General features: G+C 47.8%; 21 protein-coding genes. 6 read left to right on the forward strand and 15 right to left on the reverse strand.

The genetic code is table 11. The features are described from left to right. Window positions 1-21: 21 nt before the first annotated feature. The 3 genes from BO53_RS0106955 to BO53_RS0106965 all read right to left on the reverse strand — a co-directional run bounded on the left by BO53_RS0106955 (window position 22) and on the right by BO53_RS0106965 (window position 4,692). A complete protein-coding gene (locus BO53_RS0106955; RefSeq protein ID WP_031546843.1) occupies window positions 22-729 on the reverse strand; it encodes a helical membrane plugin domain-containing protein in 708 nt (235 codons plus the stop codon). Next, complete coding sequence (gene fdhF / locus BO53_RS0106960; protein ID WP_031546845.1) at window positions 729-3,680, reverse strand: formate dehydrogenase subunit alpha; 2,952 nt, start codon at window positions 3,678-3,680, stop codon at window positions 729-731. Before fdhF ends, BO53_RS0106955 begins: the two co-directional genes overlap by 1 nt. 142 nt (window positions 3,681-3,822) lie before the next feature. After that, the gene (locus BO53_RS0106965) at window positions 3,823-4,692 is read right to left on the reverse strand and encodes an AraC family transcriptional regulator (RefSeq protein WP_342665368.1); all 870 of its coding nucleotides are present in this window, start codon (window positions 4,690-4,692) and stop codon (window positions 3,823-3,825) included. A 194-nt stretch (window positions 4,693-4,886) separates the two neighbouring features. Between BO53_RS0106965 and BO53_RS0106970 the strand changes: the two genes are divergently transcribed. Then, entirely contained in the window at window positions 4,887-6,101 is a 1,215-nt protein-coding gene (locus BO53_RS0106970) for an NADH:flavin oxidoreductase/NADH oxidase family protein (protein WP_031546849.1), read from the forward strand. Between the two features lie 409 nt (window positions 6,102-6,510). Here the strand turns inward: BO53_RS0106970 and BO53_RS0106980 are convergent, their stop codons facing one another. From BO53_RS0106980 to paiA, 8 genes are all read right to left on the reverse strand, one after another. Continuing rightward, complete coding sequence (locus BO53_RS0106980; protein ID WP_031546850.1) at window positions 6,511-7,254, reverse strand: NADPH-dependent oxidoreductase; 744 nt, start codon at window positions 7,252-7,254, stop codon at window positions 6,511-6,513. A 235-nt stretch (window positions 7,255-7,489) separates the two neighbouring features. Then, the gene (locus BO53_RS0106985) at window positions 7,490-7,993 is read right to left on the reverse strand and encodes a CHAP domain-containing protein (RefSeq protein WP_051683049.1); all 504 of its coding nucleotides are present in this window, start codon (window positions 7,991-7,993) and stop codon (window positions 7,490-7,492) included. 125 nt (window positions 7,994-8,118) lie between these two features. Beyond that, window positions 8,119-8,469, reverse strand: a complete 351-nt coding sequence (locus BO53_RS0106990) for a hypothetical protein (RefSeq protein WP_031546854.1) — start codon at window positions 8,467-8,469, stop codon at window positions 8,119-8,121. An 84-nt stretch (window positions 8,470-8,553) separates the two neighbouring features. Then, window positions 8,554-10,485 (reverse strand): fructose-bisphosphatase class III, encoded by a 1,932-nt coding sequence (locus tag BO53_RS0106995; protein ID WP_031546855.1) that lies wholly within the window; start codon window positions 10,483-10,485, stop codon window positions 8,554-8,556. A gap of 167 nt (window positions 10,486-10,652) precedes the next feature. Continuing rightward, window positions 10,653-11,303: a class I SAM-dependent methyltransferase gene (locus BO53_RS0107000; RefSeq protein WP_051683051.1), complete on the reverse strand. Its 651-nt coding sequence runs from the start codon at window positions 11,301-11,303 to the stop codon at window positions 10,653-10,655. Between the two features lie 94 nt (window positions 11,304-11,397). Then, the gene (locus BO53_RS0107005; protein ID WP_031546859.1) at window positions 11,398-11,826 is read right to left on the reverse strand and encodes an Hsp20/alpha crystallin family protein; all 429 of its coding nucleotides are present in this window, start codon (window positions 11,824-11,826) and stop codon (window positions 11,398-11,400) included. A 119-nt stretch (window positions 11,827-11,945) separates the two neighbouring features. Beyond that, window positions 11,946-12,557: an FMN-binding negative transcriptional regulator gene (locus BO53_RS0107010; RefSeq protein ID WP_031546860.1), complete on the reverse strand. Its 612-nt coding sequence runs from the start codon at window positions 12,555-12,557 to the stop codon at window positions 11,946-11,948. Window positions 12,558-12,578: 21 nt separating this feature from the next. Beyond that, complete coding sequence (paiA, locus tag BO53_RS0107015; RefSeq protein ID WP_031546861.1) at window positions 12,579-13,100, reverse strand: spermidine/spermine N(1)-acetyltransferase; 522 nt, start codon at window positions 13,098-13,100, stop codon at window positions 12,579-12,581. Between the two features lie 85 nt (window positions 13,101-13,185). On the opposite strand from paiA, the gene BO53_RS0107020 reads away from it, so the two are divergent. Continuing rightward, a complete protein-coding gene (locus tag BO53_RS0107020) occupies window positions 13,186-13,827 on the forward strand; it encodes a hypothetical protein (RefSeq protein WP_031546862.1) in 642 nt (213 codons plus the stop codon). Window positions 13,828-13,871: 44 nt separating this feature from the next. Here the strand turns inward: BO53_RS0107020 and BO53_RS0107025 are convergent, their stop codons facing one another. From BO53_RS0107025 to BO53_RS0107035, 3 genes are all read right to left on the reverse strand, one after another. Further along, window positions 13,872-14,822 carry a TDT family transporter gene (locus BO53_RS0107025; RefSeq protein WP_031546864.1) on the reverse strand — a complete coding sequence of 317 codons (951 nt, stop codon included), beginning with the start codon at window positions 14,820-14,822 and terminating at the stop codon, window positions 13,872-13,874. Between the two features lie 132 nt (window positions 14,823-14,954). Then, window positions 14,955-15,392, reverse strand: a complete 438-nt coding sequence (locus BO53_RS0107030) for an antibiotic biosynthesis monooxygenase family protein (protein WP_037341970.1) — start codon at window positions 15,390-15,392, stop codon at window positions 14,955-14,957. Window positions 15,393-15,426: 34 nt separating this feature from the next. After that, window positions 15,427-15,615 carry a glycine zipper domain-containing protein gene (locus BO53_RS0107035; RefSeq protein ID WP_031546868.1) on the reverse strand — a complete coding sequence of 63 codons (189 nt, stop codon included), beginning with the start codon at window positions 15,613-15,615 and terminating at the stop codon, window positions 15,427-15,429. Window positions 15,616-15,767: 152 nt separating this feature from the next. On the opposite strand from BO53_RS0107035, the gene BO53_RS0107040 reads away from it, so the two are divergent. The 3 genes from BO53_RS0107040 (at window position 15,768) to BO53_RS0107050 (ending at window position 18,205) form a co-directional block, all read left to right on the forward strand. After that, window positions 15,768-16,094, forward strand: coding sequence for an antibiotic biosynthesis monooxygenase (locus tag BO53_RS0107040; protein WP_031546869.1), 327 nt, complete (start codon window positions 15,768-15,770; stop codon window positions 16,092-16,094). Window positions 16,095-16,195: 101 nt separating this feature from the next. Beyond that, entirely contained in the window at window positions 16,196-16,813 is a 618-nt protein-coding gene (locus BO53_RS0107045) for a LysE/ArgO family amino acid transporter (RefSeq protein ID WP_031546871.1), read from the forward strand. A gap of 45 nt (window positions 16,814-16,858) precedes the next feature. Further along, the gene (locus tag BO53_RS0107050) at window positions 16,859-18,205 is read left to right on the forward strand and encodes an MATE family efflux transporter (RefSeq protein WP_031546872.1); all 1,347 of its coding nucleotides are present in this window, start codon (window positions 16,859-16,861) and stop codon (window positions 18,203-18,205) included. Between the two features lie 56 nt (window positions 18,206-18,261). Here the strand turns inward: BO53_RS0107050 and BO53_RS14205 are convergent, their stop codons facing one another. Continuing rightward, window positions 18,262-18,663: a TIGR04104 family putative zinc finger protein gene (locus BO53_RS14205; protein WP_084184954.1), complete on the reverse strand. Its 402-nt coding sequence runs from the start codon at window positions 18,661-18,663 to the stop codon at window positions 18,262-18,264. Window positions 18,664-18,748: 85 nt separating this feature from the next. Here BO53_RS14205 and pflB point away from each other — a divergent pair, with 85 nt between their 5' ends. Next, window positions 18,749-20,998: a formate C-acetyltransferase gene (gene pflB, locus BO53_RS0107060; RefSeq protein WP_031546875.1), complete on the forward strand. Its 2,250-nt coding sequence runs from the start codon at window positions 18,749-18,751 to the stop codon at window positions 20,996-20,998. Window positions 20,999-21,013 lie beyond the last annotated feature (15 nt).

Genomic DNA, 21,013 nt, shown 5'->3' on the forward strand with positions numbered 1-21,013 from the left:
AACTGCAAAATCAATCCCCTGTCATTCGACAGGGGAATTGTTTTTGACTTTTTGGCCTTTCATTAGCAAAGGAATGGCGAGCGCGCCGGCACCTGCCGCCAAGGCATACCATTTTGCTGCCGGTCTTGAGGAGGAAGCAGCTCTTTTCTTTCTGGATGCTGAGGACCTTTTCTCCTGGTTATCTTTTGGCTCCTCATTCATTTCCTTTTCTGGATTTTCAAGACGGTCTTTCTGAGGCTCGACTCTCTCCTCATCTTCTTTTCCTTCTCCCATGCCTTTGACAATCTTTACGAGAACATTCAGCCCTTCTATTACGTGGGGATCTTTCAATGCACCGAGAAGTCCAGTATAGCCGGCGGGTTTCTTCTCGTGTTCATATTCTGCGGCCCTGGCGATTCCGCTGTTGATTTTAAGGACGATGGGTTCAATCTGTTCCATGTCTATCGTTCCAAGCAGTTGGAACAGCAGCAGCATATTCTTCATAGACTGTGGCGTTTCGGATTCATCGATTGCTGTGACTATCCGGTGGATGACCCTATCGCTCTGACCGAGGGCACTGCTGATCATATTGAGTATTTCCCGGTCCTTCAGCTTATCGGCGATGTCGAACATATCATGGAGTGTATCCTTGTGCTCAAGGAGCAGGTTCTCCAATTCCCTGAGTTCCTGCTCATGCTTCACTTCCGGGTCGATCTTCATTTTATGAATGACTTTTGTCGCTTTCGCCATTATTTATTCGCCCTTCTTTCTTTGACAAGGTCTCCTGGGAATATATAGTCGTCCCTTGCCCATTTCTCTTCAACGCGTACGCCAATCTGCGGTTGTGGATTGCCGTTGCGGTGGTTGATTCTAGGCAGCGGATTGTCGCCTTTCGGTTCAAGGACTTCCATCTTCACAGAAACCTCCTTATAGGCAGGTGTATCCGTATCCTTGTCGGAATGCGAGCTTGTCAGATAGTTGATTGCACCTTCCCCGTTGGAGTTCATCGGCAGATACAGCTGATTGCCGAAGACACGGTCGGTGACGACGCAGCGTACTTTGACACTGCCGTATGGAGATGTGAGACGTACTTTTGTGCCATCTTCGAGCCCGCGCTCCCTAGCAAGGTCCGGTGACACCTCAAGGAAGACTTCAGGTGTCCGCTTGGTGATGCCTTCGGATTTGTATGTCATGTTGCCTTCGTGGAAGTGTTCCAGCAGGCGTCCATTATTGACATGAAGGTCATATTCTTCTTTGAACTCAAGCGGCTTCGTCCATTCCACCGGCCACAGGCGCGCTTTGCCTTCAGGCAGCGGGAATTCCTTTTCAAACAGGAGCGGCGTATCTGTACCATCCGCCGCCACCGGCCACTGGAGGCTGTCATAGCCTTCAAGTCGGTCATAGCTGACACCAGCAAACAGTGGGGTCAGGGAAGCGGCTTCATCCATGATTTCACTTGGATGGGTATAGTTCCATCCTGCACCCATGCGGTTGGCGATTTCTGTGATGATCTGCCAATCCGGCTTGGAGTCGCCGAGCGGATCCATGACTTTATAGAGACGCTGGAAGCGGCGCTCCGTGTTCACGAACGTGCCGTCTTTTTCCAGGCTTGGACTGGCTGGAAGGACGACATCTGCATATTCGCATGTCCTCGAGAAGAATATATCCTGCACGACGAAGAACTTCAGTTTTTCATAGGCCGAATGGACATGGTTGAGGTTTGAATCGACGATGCCCATGTCCTCCCCTTTCAGGTAGAGGACTTCCAGGCTGCCTTCATGGATGGCTTCGACCATTTCATGGTTATTGAGCCCTTTGCTTGTTGGTATTTTTGTGCCCCAGCCTTCTTCAAAACGTGCACGGACTTCATCATCCGAGACAAACTGGTAGCCGGGGAAGCGGTCCGGCATGCTGCCGAAGTCGCTTGCACCCTGAACATTGTTGTGACCGCGGAGCGGGTAGGCGCCTGCCCCCGGTTTCATGTAGTTGCCGGTCACGAGCAGCAGGTTGGAAATGGCTGTGCTTGTATCACTGCCGCCCCCGTGCTGGGTCACACCCATGGCCCAAAGAATAGAGGTCGTTTTCGCTTCATGGATGGAAGTTGCGATCTCGATCAGCTGCTCTTTTGGCATGCCCGTCACTTCTGAAGCATAGTCGAGTGTATATTTGTCGAGGCTTTCGATGTATTCTTCAACATCATTCACATGGTCGCGAAGGAATGATTCATCATGCCAGCCCTGGTCGATGATGTACTTGGTCACTGCAGAGAGCCATATCAGATCGCTGCCCGGGGCCGGTCTGACGAATAGGTCTGCGCGATTGGCCAGCTCATGTTCACGGAGGTCTGCGACGATTACTTTCTGTCCATGCAGCTTCTGGGCACGTTTTACGCGTGTGGCGAGAACCGGATGCGACTCTGCCGTATTTGATCCGATTGAAATTACAAGTTCCGCCTGCGCGATATCCGTAATGCTTCCAGAGTCACCGCCGTATCCGACTGTACGCCATAGTCCCATAGTGGCAGGAGACTGACAGTATCTGGAACAGTTGTCGATATTGTTTGTCCCGATGACACCCCGTCCAAGTTTCTGCATCAAGTATGATTCCTCATTGGTACATTTGGAGGATGAGATGAAGGCCAAGGCATCGGCCCCTTTCTCTTTTATGGTTTCTTTGAACTTGCCTTCAATGAGGTCGAGTGCTTCCTCCCATTCTGCTTCCCTGAATGCATCGCCTTCACGGATGAGTGGTTTGGTCAGGCGTTCTTCACTGTTCACAAAGTCCCAGCCGAACTTTCCTTTGATGCATGTGGAGACTCCATTTGCCGGCGCTTCGACCTGCGGTTCCACCTTCAGTATCTCGCGGCCTTTCGTCCAGACATCGAACGAGCACCCGACACCACAGTACGTACATACCGTCTTCGTCTTCTCGATGCGGTCCTCCCGCATCTGCGCCTCCACATCGGAAATGGTCATGAGGGATTCGTATCCAGTTTCCACATTTTTCGTAATATCCACCATCGGCCTGAAGGACTCCTGCGCCAGGCCTGTCAGGAAGCCCGCTTCGCCTTCCATGCCAACTTCCATCATGGCATTGCATGGGCACACTGTGGAACAATGTCCACAGTTGACACACGAAGATTCATCGATTGTCGTATCGTTGTCCCAGATGACACGCGGCTTCTCGAGCTCCCAGTCGATCAACAGTGTTTCATTGACCTGGAGATCCTGACAGGCTTCTACACAGCGGCCGCACAGGATGCACTGGTCTGGGTCGTACCGGTAGAAAGCATTGCGCATTACTTCGGCACCTTTGGTCTCATGTGGCGTCTCCTGGTGGCTGATCCGCATTTCCTTGACCGTGTTATGTATCTCACAGTTGCCATTGTTGAAATCACAGACTGTACAGTAGAGTTCATGATTTCCCAGAATACGGTCCATAGCAATAAGCTGTGCCTCATGGACTTCTTCACCGAATGTTTCCACGACATCCCCCGGATTCAACTCCGTGGAACAGGAGCGTACATATTCGCCATTCACTTTGACTATGCATGTATCACATGTCTCCAGAGCACCGAGGCTCGGATGATAGCAGAGGTTGGGCGGTTCAACATTGTTTTCCTTCAGGTAATTGAGCACGGTGTTATCCTTTGCAGCCTGCTGTTTTCTGCCGTTCAATGTAATCTCAAAAGAATCTGGCATTCCAATACCCCTTTCCAACTCAGTTTTATATGCTGTTTCCCTGATATTGTAAAATTCAAACATTTATAATTATATAAATATAGAATAAAAGAATTTTGCATTATAAAAGAGACCATCTCTTCAGATGGTCTCTCCTTTCAGTTTATTGAACTCCTCTTACCGGCAGCCATATTTCACTGTATGCGTGGTCCTTTTTTTCTGTACTCATTTGGGTGAACGAGAATGTCGGTGCCTCGATCAGTTCATAGTTGGAAGAAGGCAGCCATTCGGAATGGGTCCGCGCCATCGTCTCCTGCATTGTCTCGGGGAATTTTCCTTCGTTGGGAAAAACAGCCCATGTGCAGGCCTCCACATGCTTCCTATCCAGATTGTCGCTGATATCTGTTTCTGTCGTCAGTACACCAATCATATGGGTCAGTTCCCCTTCTTCCTTCATGAATTTCTCAGCGGCATCATATGACGCATTGACGATTTCCTGCGGATCAATGTTCTGTATTCGTCGCATTTCGTCCCTTTGTTCCTCTGTAATGCTTTTCGCAAGTTCCATGATGGAATCGTTGACCCCTTCAAACTGCATTGGGACCCTTTTTTCCACCCCGGCTATTGTGAAAGCAGGCATTTCTACTAGTTTCACTTCCATATTTTCTCCTCCTCTAACATCGATATAGAATGAAAGCTTGGGAAATGATGTGATGGCACCTTTCCTATAGGCTTCGGAGGGCAGCATGCCACTCCAGGATTTGAAGGCTCTTGAAAAGCCCTCGACAGAGTTATAGCCGTATTTGAAGGCGACTTCAGTTACACTATGCCCCTGAACCAGGTCCTGATTCGCCATGGACAGCTTTCTTTTCTTGATGTATTCGTTGAGTGGCATGCCTGTGATGTACAAGAAAAGCTTTCTGAAGTGGTAATCCGACTCCCCGACATAGCGTGCAACATCGCTGAGTTGCAGGTCATTGGAAAGGTTCTTTTCTATATAGTCGATTACATCATTCAATTTTCCTATCATCATTTCCACGTTCCTTTCACTGCTGATGTTACATTTTTATTGGAAGTTCCACCTGATATTTTTAATATGGGAATTGTCATATCAGCTTTGGGTTATGATGCATGCAATGGGGAAAAGGACTTTATATCTCCTATTATAGCTACGCATGAAGAGGTGGCACAAACGAAATAAATAAGAATGGAAAGTCGGGATTAACTATGAAAGTATCAGAACCATTGGAACTGAATGGCGTCACACTGAAAAACCGTTTCTTCAAGTCGGCCATGAGTGAAACGATGGCCAAGGGTCGCAATCAGCCTGGAGAGAAGCACATCAGACTGTATCATGAATGGGTCAGGGGTGGTGCTGGTGTAGTCGTGACGGGGAATGTAATGGTAGACCGCAATGCCCTCGGGGAGCCAGGTAATGTCGTCATCGAGGATGAGAAAGATATGGATATGTTGAAGAGATGGGCAGAAAAGGGCACAGAGGACGATACGCATCTCTGGATGCAGATCAACCACCCCGGCAAGCAGTCGCCGAAAACCATGTCCAAAGAGCCTGTGTCACCAAGCGCCATTCCAATGGGTGACGCGCTGAGGAGTGCATTTAATCCGCCGCGTGCACTGGCGAATGATGAAGTCAAAAGTATTGTAGAAAGATATGTTCATACCGCAGAAATCGCCAAAAAAGCAGGGTTTACCGGCGTGCAGATCCACGGTGCCCATGGCTATCTGGTCAACCAGTTCCTCTCGCCCCATGATAATCGGAGGGATGATGAGTATGGTGGCAATCTTGAAAACCGAATGCGTTTCCTGGCCGAAATTTATGAGGGGATGCGTAGGGTTTTGGGGGAAGCTTTCCCCATTTCGCTGAAGCTCAATTCTTCCGACTTCAACCGGGATGGTCTTACGGAGGCAGAATCACTCATTGTTGTTGAGAAAATGTCAGAAATGGGTCTGGATCTGATTGAAATTTCAGGAGGAAATTATGAACAGCCGAAAATGTCGACGGGTACGGATTCGGAAGTGTTCTTCCTGGACTATGCCCAAAAACTGAAGGAGAAGGTCGATATTCCCGTAGTCGTTACAGGCGGCTTCAGGTCCAAAGAAAGTATGGAGGCCGCTCTTAAAAAGGGGCATACAGATATGATCGGCATTGCCAGGCCCATGGCTCTGGATCCCCTTCTTCCGAACCGGATCATGTCAGGCGACTACGAGAAGATAACGACAAGGCGCCTCACTACAGGCATAAAGGGATTGGATGAAAAGGTAGGGCCGGCTGTAGGGAACGTCTACTATGCCATGCAACTCAAGCGGATCGCTGAAGGGAAGGGAACACAGCAGCACACCAATGCATGGCGCCCACTCCTACATCTTATCGCAACTCATGGACCGCAGGCATTGAAGCCGAAACGGCGGAAGAGGAAATGATGACGGTAATGCCTGTGTAACACGAGGAACGATACCAAGAAAGGACTTTTCAGTTCCATTTAAACTATGGATTTACGGTAGTAACATAAGGTTTCTCCCCATATTATAAGAAATGGTGTAAGCTCCCCCTTTAAAGAGGGTTTTGTCTGATACAGATGCGCGAAAGGAGAATAACGATGTTCAAGGAGTACGGAAGTTTGCGTTTTCCGTTCTTTATGGTAAGTATTTTTCTTATTGTATTTGGGTTGAGTTTTTTTGTAATGATGATTTATTTGTTTGCAAAAGATCTCCTGAATTTTCTATGGCATATCCTTTTCTGATTTGATTCTCAAATAAGTGTCGAAAAAGTTAACAATAGTGAAGCCGGAACAATCTCTCCGGCTTCACTATTCAAAATTATAGTATGGAATTATTTCTTTCCACCAGGGAACTTCTGTCTGTTGAGCATTTCATCAATGCCTTGGTAGTACGGTCTACTGAAGAACATAGCGACGAACTCCGTCCACGTACCAATCCTGTTGTTGTCTGATCTTGATTGGAGATATTGTGTATACATGCTGTTGTATTTCTCAAGCAGTGGCTTCAGCTCATGATTATAGTGTTCTTCATGATACACAGCCGCTCTCGGAAGGCGTGGTTTCTGTTCAGGGTCTTCAGCAGGATGTCCGATGCACAGGCCCGATATTGGAATGACATACTCCGGCAGTTCAAGCATTTCAATCACTTCAGCGGATTTCCTGCGTATCCCTCCGATGGCCACAGTGCCGAGTCCGAGTGATTCAGCAGCCGTGACGGCGGTTCCGAGAGCGATGCCGACATCCGTTGTTCCTACAATGAGGGAGTCGATATCGTCAGATATGTTCAAAGGCTGTCCCTCCATCTCGCTGGCAATGGATGTACGGTAAAAATCCGCACAGAATATCAGGAATACAGGCGCTTCCTCGATGTGTTTCTGATTCCCGCACATTTCTGCTAGCTTCTTCTTTCGATCAGGGTCTTTTACAGCAATGATGGAATACTGCTGACCATTGGCCCAGTTGGGTGAAGCCTGTACGGCTTCGATTATTTCATCCAATTGCCGTTCGTCAACCGTCTCATCTTTATATGAACGGAAGGAACGGTGACTCTTTAGTGTCTCTATGACTTCATTCATTTATAAAAACCTCCTGTTTAATTCCAAGTACAATGGAAGTATAGCAACCTTTGAAGAGGAAGGGAAAAATTTGAGCAGGCTGCCCTGAGGTATAATGGGCATGTTATGGATGCTTTGGAATACCGTTTGAATAACACGCTGGAATGCCTACATATTAACGATTTAATCTATTTTTATAACGCCAAGTGTTACATTATTTATAACACATAGCGTTATATTAAAGAGGATTCTTGGATTATGACTGCGTTTCCAAGTCTTTTGGACGCGGGTTCTCCTTTGGATGGATGTAGGAATAGCGGTCTGTATTATCTGACGTGATGGTACGTTGGGTTACTTCATAGGGCTCGGTATAATTCATTTCGGAGATGTGAATCGAACCATCTTCATTGATGGATTCGATGTAGGCAACATGTCCAAGCTCCCCTCTTTCAGTTTGAAGAATGGCACCTATTTTTGGCTCATCATTGACTGTATAGCCATCAGCTGCTGCATTTTCTGCCCATTGGTCGGCATCTCGCCAACTGGTTTCTATCATATCCCCTTGTGCCTTCACTTTTTCGAAGACATGGTAGGTGCATTCCCCGGCATCATAAGTGTTATTTGCCATCGGGTCGGGAAGCAGGTGGTACTCCAATGTTTCCCATAGGCCATCTTCAGTCTGACTATCTGCTATGAACAGGCCAGCCGCAATAAGGCCGATGATGATAAGCACAGCAAATCCTTTTTTCACGTGAAACATCCCCTCCCGACAACATTTTCTTTTTATAGCATCATATATTATACAGACCGGCACGAACGTATAAAATAATAATGCTCATCAAAAAAGCCGGCCCAGAGCCGGCTTTTCATCCAAAGAGGGTGAAGCTATTTCTTTTTGAAAGTCTCGATGAAGCTGAGAAGACTCAAGCTGAAGAACTTGAGGGCATTCTTACTGCCTTCATAGCCATGACCGGCTTTAAGGTGTTTGAAGATGGCCACCCCGAGTACGGAACTGATCATAAGTGACCCAATACGTGTGAACGACTTGCCGAGGAAGGATGCGAACAGGAATAGTGAACCGATGGCTTCAAAGTAGCCGGCGAGTTTCATCTGCGCAGGTTCAACATTGAACTCCTGCTCAAAATCTTCACCCATCTGTCCCTCATTTTCAACTTTTGTCAGTCCACCTTCAATCATATTTTTACCGATATAGGCATTAAATAGATAATGAATCATCTGAATCATCTCCTTTTCTTATTTTGCAAGTTTCTCAAACCTGATCGTATTTGTCACTATATTTGCTTACAAAATGTAATTTATTTAATTAATGTAACGATAAGACATGAGTGCCTGCAGCATCTCAATCTCTTCCTGCAATCTGGCACCGATGTTGGTATCGCGTATCTTCTTCCTTTGAAGTTCCTCATCAACGATGCGACGCACGGAGAGCGCATCTGCGCCGTTCAACAGTACATTCTTTTTTGAATTGAAGTGCTGGTGGGCGACGAGCTGCATGCCGTATGAGTTGTATAGTAATGTATAGCCAGCGATGCCTGTAGTCTTCTGGTACGCTTTGGAGAACCCGCCATCGATGACGATCATCTTGCCGTCCGCCTTGATTGGATTCTCTCCGTCGATTTCCTTCACGGGCGTATGCCCATTGATGATATGGCCCTGATCCGGATCGAGGTCGAATTCTTCAAGCATCTTCCTGCATACATCAACATCTTCCCGCAAATGATAGTAGGGATTCTTCTCTTCCTTATGCGAAGCCTTGTCTTTGATGAAGTAGCGTTCAAATGTAGTCATCGCACGTTTGCCGAACAGGGAGGAATGCTTGCCGGTCCAGAGGTACCATACAAGGTCCGTCGATAGATCATCCGTCGATTCGATATCTTTGAAGGCTTTGCGGAGATGCTCCTCGAACTGGTTCAACAGCTCTCTTCCTTCATAGATGTTGCCATCGATTTCCATCTGTTCCATATTTCCTTCTTCGTCTACAGGAATACATCCATGAATCAGCAGGTTGCCATTATATTTCAGGTAGAGACTGCCTTTTTTCATCAGGAAGTTCATATGGCGCTTCAATTTTTCGGATTGCTGGAGGGAAAGCAGGAGTTTGTCTATGACTTCTTCTTCCTCTTCGAGTAGTTTCGCTGGATCCTCTGGATCGACAGTCGAGAAGCAGGTGTTCTCCAGTGGATAAGTCTCGCCGTAGACTGTGATTTCCTGCTTGTCATAATCGACTTTCTCCAAGACAAGCCGCTCTTCCATTTCGAAATACGGACGGCGTTTGATGATTGGGCTTTCCAACTTGAACTGGATGATGGCGATGGCCTGGTGGATTTTTGTGATCTGGAGTTTTTCCTGCTCTGTGAGCACCTTTTCCGAATGCTGTTTCGGATGGAAGGCAGGATTGTCTTCATAATATTTCTCAGCCAGGTTCAGAAGTGGACGGAGATTAATGCCGTAGGCATCTTCAATGATGTCAAGGTTGTCATAGCGTGCACAAATCCTGAGAATGTTCGCAAGGCATACTTTTGATCCGGCATATGCACCAATCCACAGTACATCGTGGTTCCCCCACTGGATGTCGAGAGAGTGGTAGTCAATCAGAGTATCCATGATCTTATCAGGCTCCGGTCCCCGGTCGTAGATATCTCCCACTACATGGAGATGGTCCACCACCAGGCGCTGAGTGGTATAGGAGAGGCCTATGATGAGCTTTTCAGCCTGGCCGAGTGTAATGATTTTATCGACGATCTTTTCATAATACGGTTTTTTATTCGTATCCTCATCACTCTTATAAAGCAGTTCCTCGATGATGTAGACAAATTGTTTCGGCAAAGCTTTTCTCAGCTTTGAACGTGTGTACTTGGAAGAGGCGAAAGATATCAGTTCGATCATATGATGAACCTTTATTTTATACCATTCATTCAGTGCCTCTTTCGAACCCACCTGGTTCTTGACCAGCTTCAATTTGTCCTCCGGGTAATATACGAGTGCCGCAAATTCACTGATTTCGTCATCTGTCAGCCTGTCCTTGAAAACATCCCGGATTTTTACCCGGACATTGCCGGAGCCGTTCCTCAGCACATGCTGAAAAGCTTGGAATTCCCCATGCAGGTCGCTGACGAAATGCTCAGTACCCTTCGGCAGGTCCAATATGGACTCGAGGTTGATGATTTCCGTGACGACTTTTTCTTCACTATTGAATTTTTCCGACAGCAGATTGAGATATTTCGCTTCCATATCCCTTTCTGCGCCGACCGTATGGGTTTTGAAACCGTTACCAAAAGTATTTACCATAACACACACTCCTGTTCAGATATTACCCTCCATTATACTTGAATTTTGGAAGATTTGGCGCAGTGCATTCAGATTCATTAATTTACATTCATTTTCATAGCAGATGCGCTTCATGAGTCCAGCATGAACGTCGTATGTCGGACATTGTTGGTGTGGATGATCTTCAATCCTGTCCTGCTGGCGATATAATGCATGGTTTTTGGCGTGTAGAAAGAAATATGGGTGCGATCCCGCATGTAGTGCCAGTTGTTGAAGTGGTCCATGTCGTTGTGATGAAAAAGGGTCATGACAGCTAAAACCCCTTCAGGTTTTAAGAGATCAGCAAACTGGTGGAAGTATTCGAGAGGGTCTTCCAGGTGTTCGACCACTTCAGTGGCAGTAATCAGATCGTACTTTTTTCCTTCATAGATTCTTTCCGGGACATAGAACAGGTCGTATATATCCATATGGAAATCATGGTTTTGGTCGAGTATCTGGGCAAGAACCGGGGCCGGTCCGCTTCCGAAATCAAGACCATGCACCCCGCCATTGACATAAGGGAAGACCGCATCATAGAGAAACTCGTAGAAGAAATCGATATATTTAGGATCATCGATCGAGTTGTTGTGGGAGTTGTAGATTTTGAGTTCCTCCTGTTCAGAAAGAATACCGTTTTCATCTTTAGAAATATATTCACAGAAAGTGCAGAAGTGGTAGTCACCAAGTTTTTGATGGCTGAAAATGCTAGTGTCTGAGTGGCATAATTTGCATCCCTTGTTCATCACATCACCTCTTAATCTGTGAGTTTTCCTTATTATACCAATAAAAATAGGCATGAACCAAAAGGTTCATGCCTATTTTCTGATTATTTGTCATTTAATTGATTTCAATGCGTTTCGAGCGGTTATCCCTATTTGTTTTTGGAAGGGTTATTTTCAATACCCCGTTGTTGAAGTCGGCTGAAATGCCGTCCTCCTTGATGTTATCGAAAGCAAACTGGCGTTTGATGGTGCTGTAGCTGCGTTCACGATGAATGACACGCCCTTGGTCATCCTTGGCTTCATTATCGATGGACTGTTCACCTGAAATCGACAGTATACCGTTACTGTATTCAATATTGATGTTTTCCTTCTCGATACCAGGCAGTTCCGCCTCGAGAACATAGGAGTGCTCATACTCACGGATGTCGGATTTCATTGTGTTTTCAGGGAATTGTGTGAAAAGTTGACGGCCAACATCCCTGAACATATCGCTAGGACTCATATCAAAAAAGCTGTTGTTGAAAGGTTTCATTTCAAAAGCCATTTCACATCTCTCCTTTAATGATAATATGCAAAGCCCCGGATATATTCACACCCTACCGACTTTGCATTTACATTATAGCATTAAGGTCAATTTTGGTCAAATAATAAAGGATAAAAATATCATTTTTTGCGTCTTTTCATTTCCTCTGAAATGCGGCGGGCATTCTGGTCCTTCCCCTCAGCCAGATGGGCCATCACACTGTCATAGTCTTTTCCACTCTTGTTCTGGTTCATCTTGTAGGCTGCCTGGACTTCATCGACTTCTATTTTGAATCCGACGATGCCTTTCATCTGGGCTTTGCTTTTGTCTGAAAGGTTATCCCATGTCCTGCCCCTATCGCGATGTCCTTCGTAAAGGTCCAGCAGGTGGATCAGATCATTCTCCAATTCGTCCTCTGACAGCAATGTTCCAGAGCCATAGATGTGGACGGATTGATAATTCCATGTCGAAACCTCCTCCGTTTCATACCAGGAAGCGGAAACATATGCATGGGGGCCCTGGAATATGAGCAGTATATCGGCGTTATCATCAATCGTCTTCCACTGCGGATTGCCCTTTGCGACGTGTCCGGTAATGACATGGCCACCGCCATTCCGGCTCATTTCCATGGGAACATGAGTGGCCATCGGCCGGCCGTTATCATTCGATATGATTGTACCGAATGGATGGTTTCTGACAAAGCTTTCGATTTCGGCCAGATCAGTGACTTCATAGTACTTTGGTATATACATCAGAACACCCCTTTTTCGAATTTATGATGCGAACGGCTTCACCATAATAATGTCAGTCTGCTCTTCGTCCCCCATGTAGAAGGAATGGCTGCCGTGCTCCGAGAAACCCAGCTTTTTGTAGAAGGCTATCGCCTTATCATTCTTCTCCCATACACCCAGCCATATTTTCGAGGCCTGCATTTCATCGGCGATATCCATAGCCTTATCGAATAGGATGCGGCCGAGACCCTGGCTTTGGAAAGCCTTAAGTATGTAGATTCGTTCGATTTCCAAAGCTTCATTGCCCATCTCCTCGGTCTGCGCATCTCCAACATTTATTTTCAGATAGCCGGCGCGCCTGTCCCCTGCATATATGAAGAAGAACTGGGAGTTCTCTTCGGAAAGTTCATTTTTGATCTTCTCTTCAGTGAACGCTTGTGTAAGATAGGCCTCCATGTTCTCCGGTTTATTCTGTGCCCTGAACGTTTCGTCAAACGTGATGCGGCTGATCTCCTGCAGCTGTTTCCATTCATTTTCCGTGCATCTTGTAATCGTCATTTCCATCTGTTTCACTCCAATGATAGGATATTCTTATTAGTAGTTTACCATGCCTGGGACATAGGAGATAACAAGTTGAAAGGAGTACTTGATGAGGATAAGGCACATACTGGTTGGAATGGTCGTGATGGTATTGGCTGGATGTGGGAGTGCAGTCAATACGATGAAGACAGCTGAAGTTTCTGAAAATGAAAAGCAGCTGATATCGGCACTGTCCGAGGAGACATTCGTTTACGGAATTGAGCATGAAAATCTGGAGAAACCTTATTTGAATATTTGGATTGAAGAGTATGTATATGGAGAAAAGCAGGAAGAGTATCTGATGATGCATAGTACGGAAAGGACGGAGGAAACTGGAAGTAGCCCAGAGGATGGAAGGCTTTATTTATCCATTCAGGGACAGGCTGGAGACAACAATCGGAAATCAATCAACATCATACATATGGATAGCGGAGTCTATAGTACAAGTGAGCTTGATGCTGAATTTGGTGAGGAGGTTGATATGGAGCGCATGAGCAGAACATACAGCACTGAACTTGGCGAGTCCGTTGATTTCAGTGATGAAGCGGAAGTGGTCATCGGTATTATGCAGTATACTGATAATACATCTACAGTACGGGGTGTTGTACCTGAGGCGCTGAATGACGGGGATGTCCGTGCAGAAGCCCTTTTTGAAGAAAACCCCGTCTCCTATTTGATCAAGGCCCAGTTCACATCAGAACCCCGGACATGATTATATATTGAAAATTAAAGGATCGCTGTCCTCGCACAGCGATCCTAGTTATATGACTGGCTGTTGTCTGCATAGCATTGCACGATGAAAATCGAATAGCGGATCAGTACATAGGTGACGATGATGACAGCCAGTGCCAGTTCGATGGTGGAAAGGAATCCGAGTATGCTGTTCAGCAGGCTGCTGCCATCCGTCATCTGCAGTGTATAGACGATTGCCGTAGCAGAAATGACGACTGGAAATGTCAGGGCGGCATAGCTTGGGTGGAACCTGAAACGCATAATCCTGGGGAGCATCATGACAATCAGGAAATATACTGCCTGGGACAGGATGAGCAGCAAATAGACGAGCATTTCAGAAGGATGTTCCATGACGGAGATGTAGCCGGTCAGGCATAACGAACCCGGTGCCGCGACGATGGCAACGAGTGGCAATGTGGTACGCGTAATACGCTGCTTTATCAGCTGTATGATGACAAGCGGCAGCAGGATGAGGTAGAACGTGAGAGCGATCCAGATCACAATTTGGCCGAATTCCACTCCGAAGTTGCTTGAAGTGGTTGGTATGACGCCGATGCCGACAAAAGTGACGAACCAGCCGGGATTGATATATTCGGACTTCAACCTGTTCGGCGCGACGAAGGTAAGGGCGAAGAAAGCCATCAGTCCAAAGTGGAGAACGATGGCAAGCCACCATACAACGAATATAAGTGGAGCATTTACAGTAAAATGGCCGAGGGTATTGCAGAGGACCATGAGTGACATGGGGAATGTCGGTGATATGGCTGCCACGACTGGATTATCGAGTGTTTTCAGGGTGTCTTTGCCCGTAACGGTGATTTTCATGAAGAACAGGAGCATCAGCAGTATGCCCATGCCAGTGAACGCCCACCCGATGGCAGTGCGCTGTATGGAGAAGAAGAGATGGCCGAGCGATACAAGACCGAGTATCAGGCCGCAGATTGAGACAGGTATCTGGTTTAGGAAACGTTTCATAATAAGACACTTCTTTTCTAGTATTGGAAAATTTGTTATCGGCAAATTGAATGCAATAACCAAGTTTACATAAATGAGCCTATGTTTTCAATATGAAGAAGCAGTGATGGGCTGCACCACTGCTTCATATTCCTATATATCTTCCAGTTGGAACCTTACGTTGAAAGACTGTTCCCGGTCGACCACTTCGCGGTCGACCCCGGATTCCGTTCCCCTTTTTCTATGTGTCTGCCCATACTGTTTGGAGTTCTGCCAGTCATGGAAGGCCTCCTCATCATTCCACAAGGTCAGGATGACGTAATAGGGACCGGATGATGCCTTCATTACACGAATGGCCTTGAAGCCATCGACTGTCGACAAATTGGACTGGCGATTCAGGAAGCGTGCTTCAAAGGGTGATTCCATGCCTTCGTTGACATAGATGTTATTGAGCACACAGTATCCCCTGTTCTCCAGTTCCCCCCTGCTTTCAATGACCGTATAGTAGGTCTCCTCAGACCCATGCTGGACTGCTGCCTTTTCCTTTCCCAGAATGATTTCATACTTTCCTTCTGCATCTTTAAGAATCATGCTGCCACCTCTGTATTCTCATTAGTTTTTTGTACTATTTCTTCCTGTGGTTCATGTTCGAAAGTACTGCTCCGAGGACTACACCAAATGCACTGCCAAAAGCGACGCCCATCGCAATTTCATCCATCGCAACACCAACGGCCGTCCCAATGCCTGCACCGAGTGCAATGCCGACCCCTACGTAGGATGCATTCTTGTTTTCTTCTTTTGGCTTTTTATCCATGAAAATCATCCCCTTTGATTTCAGATATAAAGCGTAGCATTCATCCTGATCATACCATACTTCAATAAAGGTTTATTCTGTAAGCTCCCCGGTCATACATGATATATTTGATGGGAAAAGATGGTTCAAATCACAAGGAGGTCTACAATCATATGATTAAAGCAGTGAACGAGATACGTGTCAAAAAGGGAAGAGTGGATGAAGTGGCGCCCCGGTTCTCGACGGCAAAATCGGTCCATACTTTTGATGGATTCATCCTTATGGAAGTATTGACAAAGGAGAATACGGATGAATATGACGTCATCGAAGTATGTACGACATGGGAAGACCATGCGAGCTTCGATGCCTGGAGGGAAAGCCGTGCGACGAAGAAGGCGCATGCCTCCGGCGGTTCTGAAGAAAAATCGGAAGACAACCCGATTCTTGGCGCTGAACTTTCCATCTATGAAGTGTTCGTCCAGCATCATCCGGAAAAGTAGGTAGAGATTGAAATATGGTCATGAGAGCCATTCCACGATATAATGGAATGGCTTTTTTCAATTTCCTGGGCAATAATAATCAGAAATGAAGGAGAATGGATATGACTGCTGCACTGCTGCATGGCATTATACTGGCATTCGGACTGATCCTCCCCCTCGGCGCACAGAACGTATTCGTATTCAATCAAGGCGCATCCCAGCCAAGACTGCGGGGAGCGATTCCGGTCATCATTACTGCAGGATTGTGTGATACACTGCTGATTCTGCTTGCTGTATTGGGCGTGTCGGTCATCGTCCTGACCATGCCGATCTTGCAGACGGTCATCTTCTCTCTTGGCATCATTTTCCTGCTATATATGGGATGGTCGATCTGGAGGAGCGATCCGGCGAACCTCAGTCAGAAGGAGGCGGCGATGTCCATGCAGAAGCAGGTCCTGTTCGCCATGTCCGTTTCATTGCTCAATCCACATGCCATCATAGATACAATTGGCGTCATCGGTACAAGCTCACTCAGTTATGAAGGGCTGGAGAAGGTGGCTTTCACCACGTCCTGCATCGTCATTTCCTGGCTGTGGTTCATCGGACTGGCGGTAGTGGGAAGGACAGTCGGAAACTTCGATACGAAGGGCATCTTCCTGAATGCCCTCAATAAGATTTCTGCAGTCATTATATGGGGTGTGGCGTTATATTTGGCGGTACAACTGTATAATGGCATATAAACGACACATCAAATACTTATCATCATACAAATAGAAGGTGTAATAATGGCACATAACCAGCAGGATTTTACACATGGACCGATACTCAAGTCGCTGATTATATTTTCCGGACCGATCATGCTGACGAATCTGCTCCAGACGTCATTCCAGATTGTAGACAGCCTCTGGGTCGGGAACATACTTGGTGCATCGGCACTCGGGGCGGTCGCTGTTGCAACGACGATACTGATTACGGTCCTATCATTCATACTGGGGCTCAACAACGCTGCACTCACCATACTCTCCCAGCAGTACGGCAAAAAGAATGAAGCGGGATTCAGGTCCTACCTCAATGCATTCATCGTTACGATGACAAGCATGGCGCTGGTATTCGGAATCATCGGTTTCGTCTTCGCGGAACAGTTGCTGCTGCTGATCGGAACACCGGAAGACCTGCTCGGTCAGGCAAGAATCTACCTGCAGATCAGCTTCCTGAGCATGTTCTTTCTTTTTGCATACAACTTCATGAATACAGTCCTCAGGGCAGTCGGCGACAGCAAGACGCCGCTTCGGGTCGTATTTGTCGCGGTCATACTGAATGCGGCGCTGGCCCCTGTGTTCCTGATTGGGTTCGGCATGGGCATCGAGGGTGCTGCATTGTCGACGGTCGCCTCGCAGGGCATTGCTTTCCTCTACAGCGTCTACTACTCGGTGAAACACAACCTGATTCCTTTCACAAAGCCAAAGCTGCCTTCCAGTAAGGAAGTCCGCCTGATCTTCAACCTCGGCATTCCTGCCGGGCTGCAGATGGCCGTTATCCATGCGGGTGTCGCCGCCATCCTCAGTGTGGTTACCCAGTTCGGCGGCCAGACGGTTGCGGGCTTCAGTGCCGCCCAGCGGCTCGACAGCCTGATCATGCTGCCTGCAATGGCACTCGGTACCGCAGTGAACAGCATGGCCGGGCAGAACATCGGAATCAACGACTGGGCACGTGTCAGAGAGATTGCGAAAAATGCCGCCCTCTACAACTTCGGACTCATGGTGGCCGTCGCAGTCTTCGTCATCATCTTTGCGGAATTCGGCATGCGCCTCTTCATAGAGGATGAGGAAGCGGTGCAGTTTGGAGCCCGGTACTTGCGTATCGTCGCGCTCTGCTATCCATTCCTTGGACTGAACTTCGTACTCAATGGTATCGTGCGTGCTTCCGGAGCGATGTACCAGGTGCTTGCACTGAATATCATCTCCTTCTGGATATTGCGGTATCCATTGACCGCCCTGTTCGCCTCCCAGTTTGGAGAAGTGGGCATCGGTATCGGCATGGGAATGAGTTTTATACTCAGCAGCGCATTTGCATTCGCCTACTACAATTTCGGCGGCTGGAGGAGCAAGCAGCTGTTTGGAGAAAGTGGATAGTGTTCATGGATATACAGAAAGCTGCCTCCAGGGGCAGCTTTTTTGTTCTCTTAAAATTATACATTCCAAAAATCCCCATCATCCTTATCGGTGAGTTCAAAGGTGTGGATCTGCAAGAATATACCGACAATCAATGTTGGAATAAGGACAGATACATGGGCTTGCCAAGATGCATTGAAAAAGGTGGGCAGGAAGAATAATAGGAGCATCAAAAAGGTGATCAGACTGCTTTTCTTCCTGTAATGCCAAGTCAGGTACTGCGCTTCCCCGCAATGGGGGCATGGCATCCCCCTATCAAATGAAAAAGACTTCCTCAACTTCTCCTTGAATGTCCATCGTGTGCCGCAATTTGTACAACGTGTCATAACGAGGCCCTCCTGTGGATTTGGGTTGATTGTCTCATATTTACAGAAAAATATACAAATGGATAAAGTATCATCGACGCAGAATTGACACATCTTTTTTCATTTTATATGTGAATTAATTCACGTTAGTGATATACTTTAATTGTGATATATTGAACAATCATTTGGAGGGATGTTCATGTTGAAGGAAAAGGTTCAAAGAACAGATGCATGGGAAGGCTTCAGAGCAGGACGCTGGAACAGGAAGGTGGATGTCAAGGAATTCATCCAACTGAACTATACATTGTATGAAGGAACGGATGAATTCCTGGCCGGCCCGACGGAGGCGACGGAACGTCTTTGGAAGCAGGTGCTGGAACTGTCGAAAGAGGAACGCGAGCGTGGCGGCATGTGGGATATGGATACGAAGACCGTATCGACGATCACTTCCCATGGTGCGGGCTACTTGGATGAGAAGCTGGAAACGATTGTAGGGGTGCAGACCGATGCGCCTTTCAAACGCTCCATGCAGCCATTCGGCGGCATCCGTATGGCGAAGGCGGCATGCGAGGCTTATGGCTATGAGCTCGACAAGGAGACGGAGAGCATATTCACCGACTACCGCAAGACGCATAACCAGGGCGTATTCGATGCCTATTCTAAGGAGATGCTGGCATGCCGAAAAGCGGGCATCATTACAGGACTGCCTGATGCATACGGCCGCGGGCGCATCATCGGAGACTACCGGAGAGTGGCGCTCTACGGCATAGATTTCCTCATGAAGGAGAAAAAGGATGAATTCGACAGCATGACGACCGTCATGTCGGAAGATGTCATCCGTCTGCGGGAGGAGATGTCGGAACAGTATCGTGCGCTCGGTGAGCTGAAAGCACTCGGGGAAATATATGGATTCGACCTCAGCCGTCCGGCACGGGATTTCAGGGAAGCGGTCCAGTGGACATATCTTGCCTATCTTGCAGCGGTCAAGGAGCAGAACGGGGCTGCGATGAGTCTGGGACGTACGTCCACTTTCCTCGATATCTACGCAGAACGCGATCTTGCAGCGGGTGCTGCGACTGAAGAAGAGGTACAGGAGATCATCGACCACTTCATCATGAAGCTCCGTCTTGTGAAGTTCGCCCGTACCCCGGACTATAACGAGCTGTTCTCGGGAGATCCGACATGGGTGACGGAATCCATCGGCGGCGTCGGCATCGACGGCCGGGCACTTGTGACGAAAAACTCATTCCGCTTCCTGCATTCACTCGACAATCTTGGACCGGCGCCGGAGCCGAACCTCACAGTACTGTGGTCGGAACAGCTGCCGGCGAACTTCAAGACCTATTGTGCCAGAATGAGCATCAAGACAAGCTCCATCCAATACGAGAATGATGATCTGATGCGGGAGAGCTATGGTGATGACTACGGCATCGCATGCTGTGTGTCCGCAATGAGGATCGGGAAGCAGATGCAGTTCTTCGGCGCCCGGGCGAACCTGGCCAAGACACTGCTCTACGCCATCAATGGCGGAAGGGATGAAAAATCCGGTGTTCAGGTCGCTCCTGGATTCTCCCCTGTCACTTCTGAAGTGCTTGATTACGGTGAGGTGGACAGAAAATTCGACGAAATGATGGAATGGCTCGCCGGGGTCTACATCAATTCGCTGAATGTCATCCACTATATGCACGACAAGTACAGCTACGAAAGGATTGAGATGGCACTGCATGATACGGATGTCCACCGCACGATGGCGACAGGCATCGCCGGGCTGTCGGTCGTCGCCGATTCACTGTCTGCCATCAAGTACGCCACAGTGAAACCAATCCGTAACGCAGAAGGTATTGCGGTCGACTTTGAAGTCGAAGGGAACTACCCGAAATACGGCAACAATGATGCACGGGTCGACGATATCGCCATCGAACTCGTGGAACGCTTCATGGCGAAGCTCAGAAAGCATAGGACATACCGCGACTCGGAGCACACCATGAGTGTCCTCACCATCACTTCAAATGTCGTCTACGGCAAGAAGACAGGCAATACACCGGATGGACGCAAAGCCGGTGAACCGTTTGCGCCGGGTGCGAACCCGATGCATGGGCGGGATCAGAAAGGGGCGCTCGCTTCCCTCTCATCCGTCGCCAAGCTGCCGTATGACAGCTGCAGGGATGGCATCTCAAACACATTCAGCATCGTACCGAAATCCCTCGGCAAGGAAGAGCGGATACAGGAGCTGAACCTGGTCGGCATCCTTGATGGCTACGCCATGCAGCACGGCCACCACCTGAACATCAACGTGTTCAACAGGGAGACGCTGATTGATGCCATGGATCATCCGGAAGAATATCCGCAGCTGACCATCCGGGTATCCGGATATGCCGTCAACTTCATCAAACTGACGCGCGAGCAGCAGCTTGATGTCATCGCCCGTACATTCCACGAAAGAATGTAGAAATCATTAAAAGAG

This window comes from Salinicoccus luteus DSM 17002 (assembly GCF_000712035.1).
Lineage (GTDB): Bacteria > Bacillota > Bacilli > Staphylococcales > Salinicoccaceae > Salinicoccus > Salinicoccus luteus.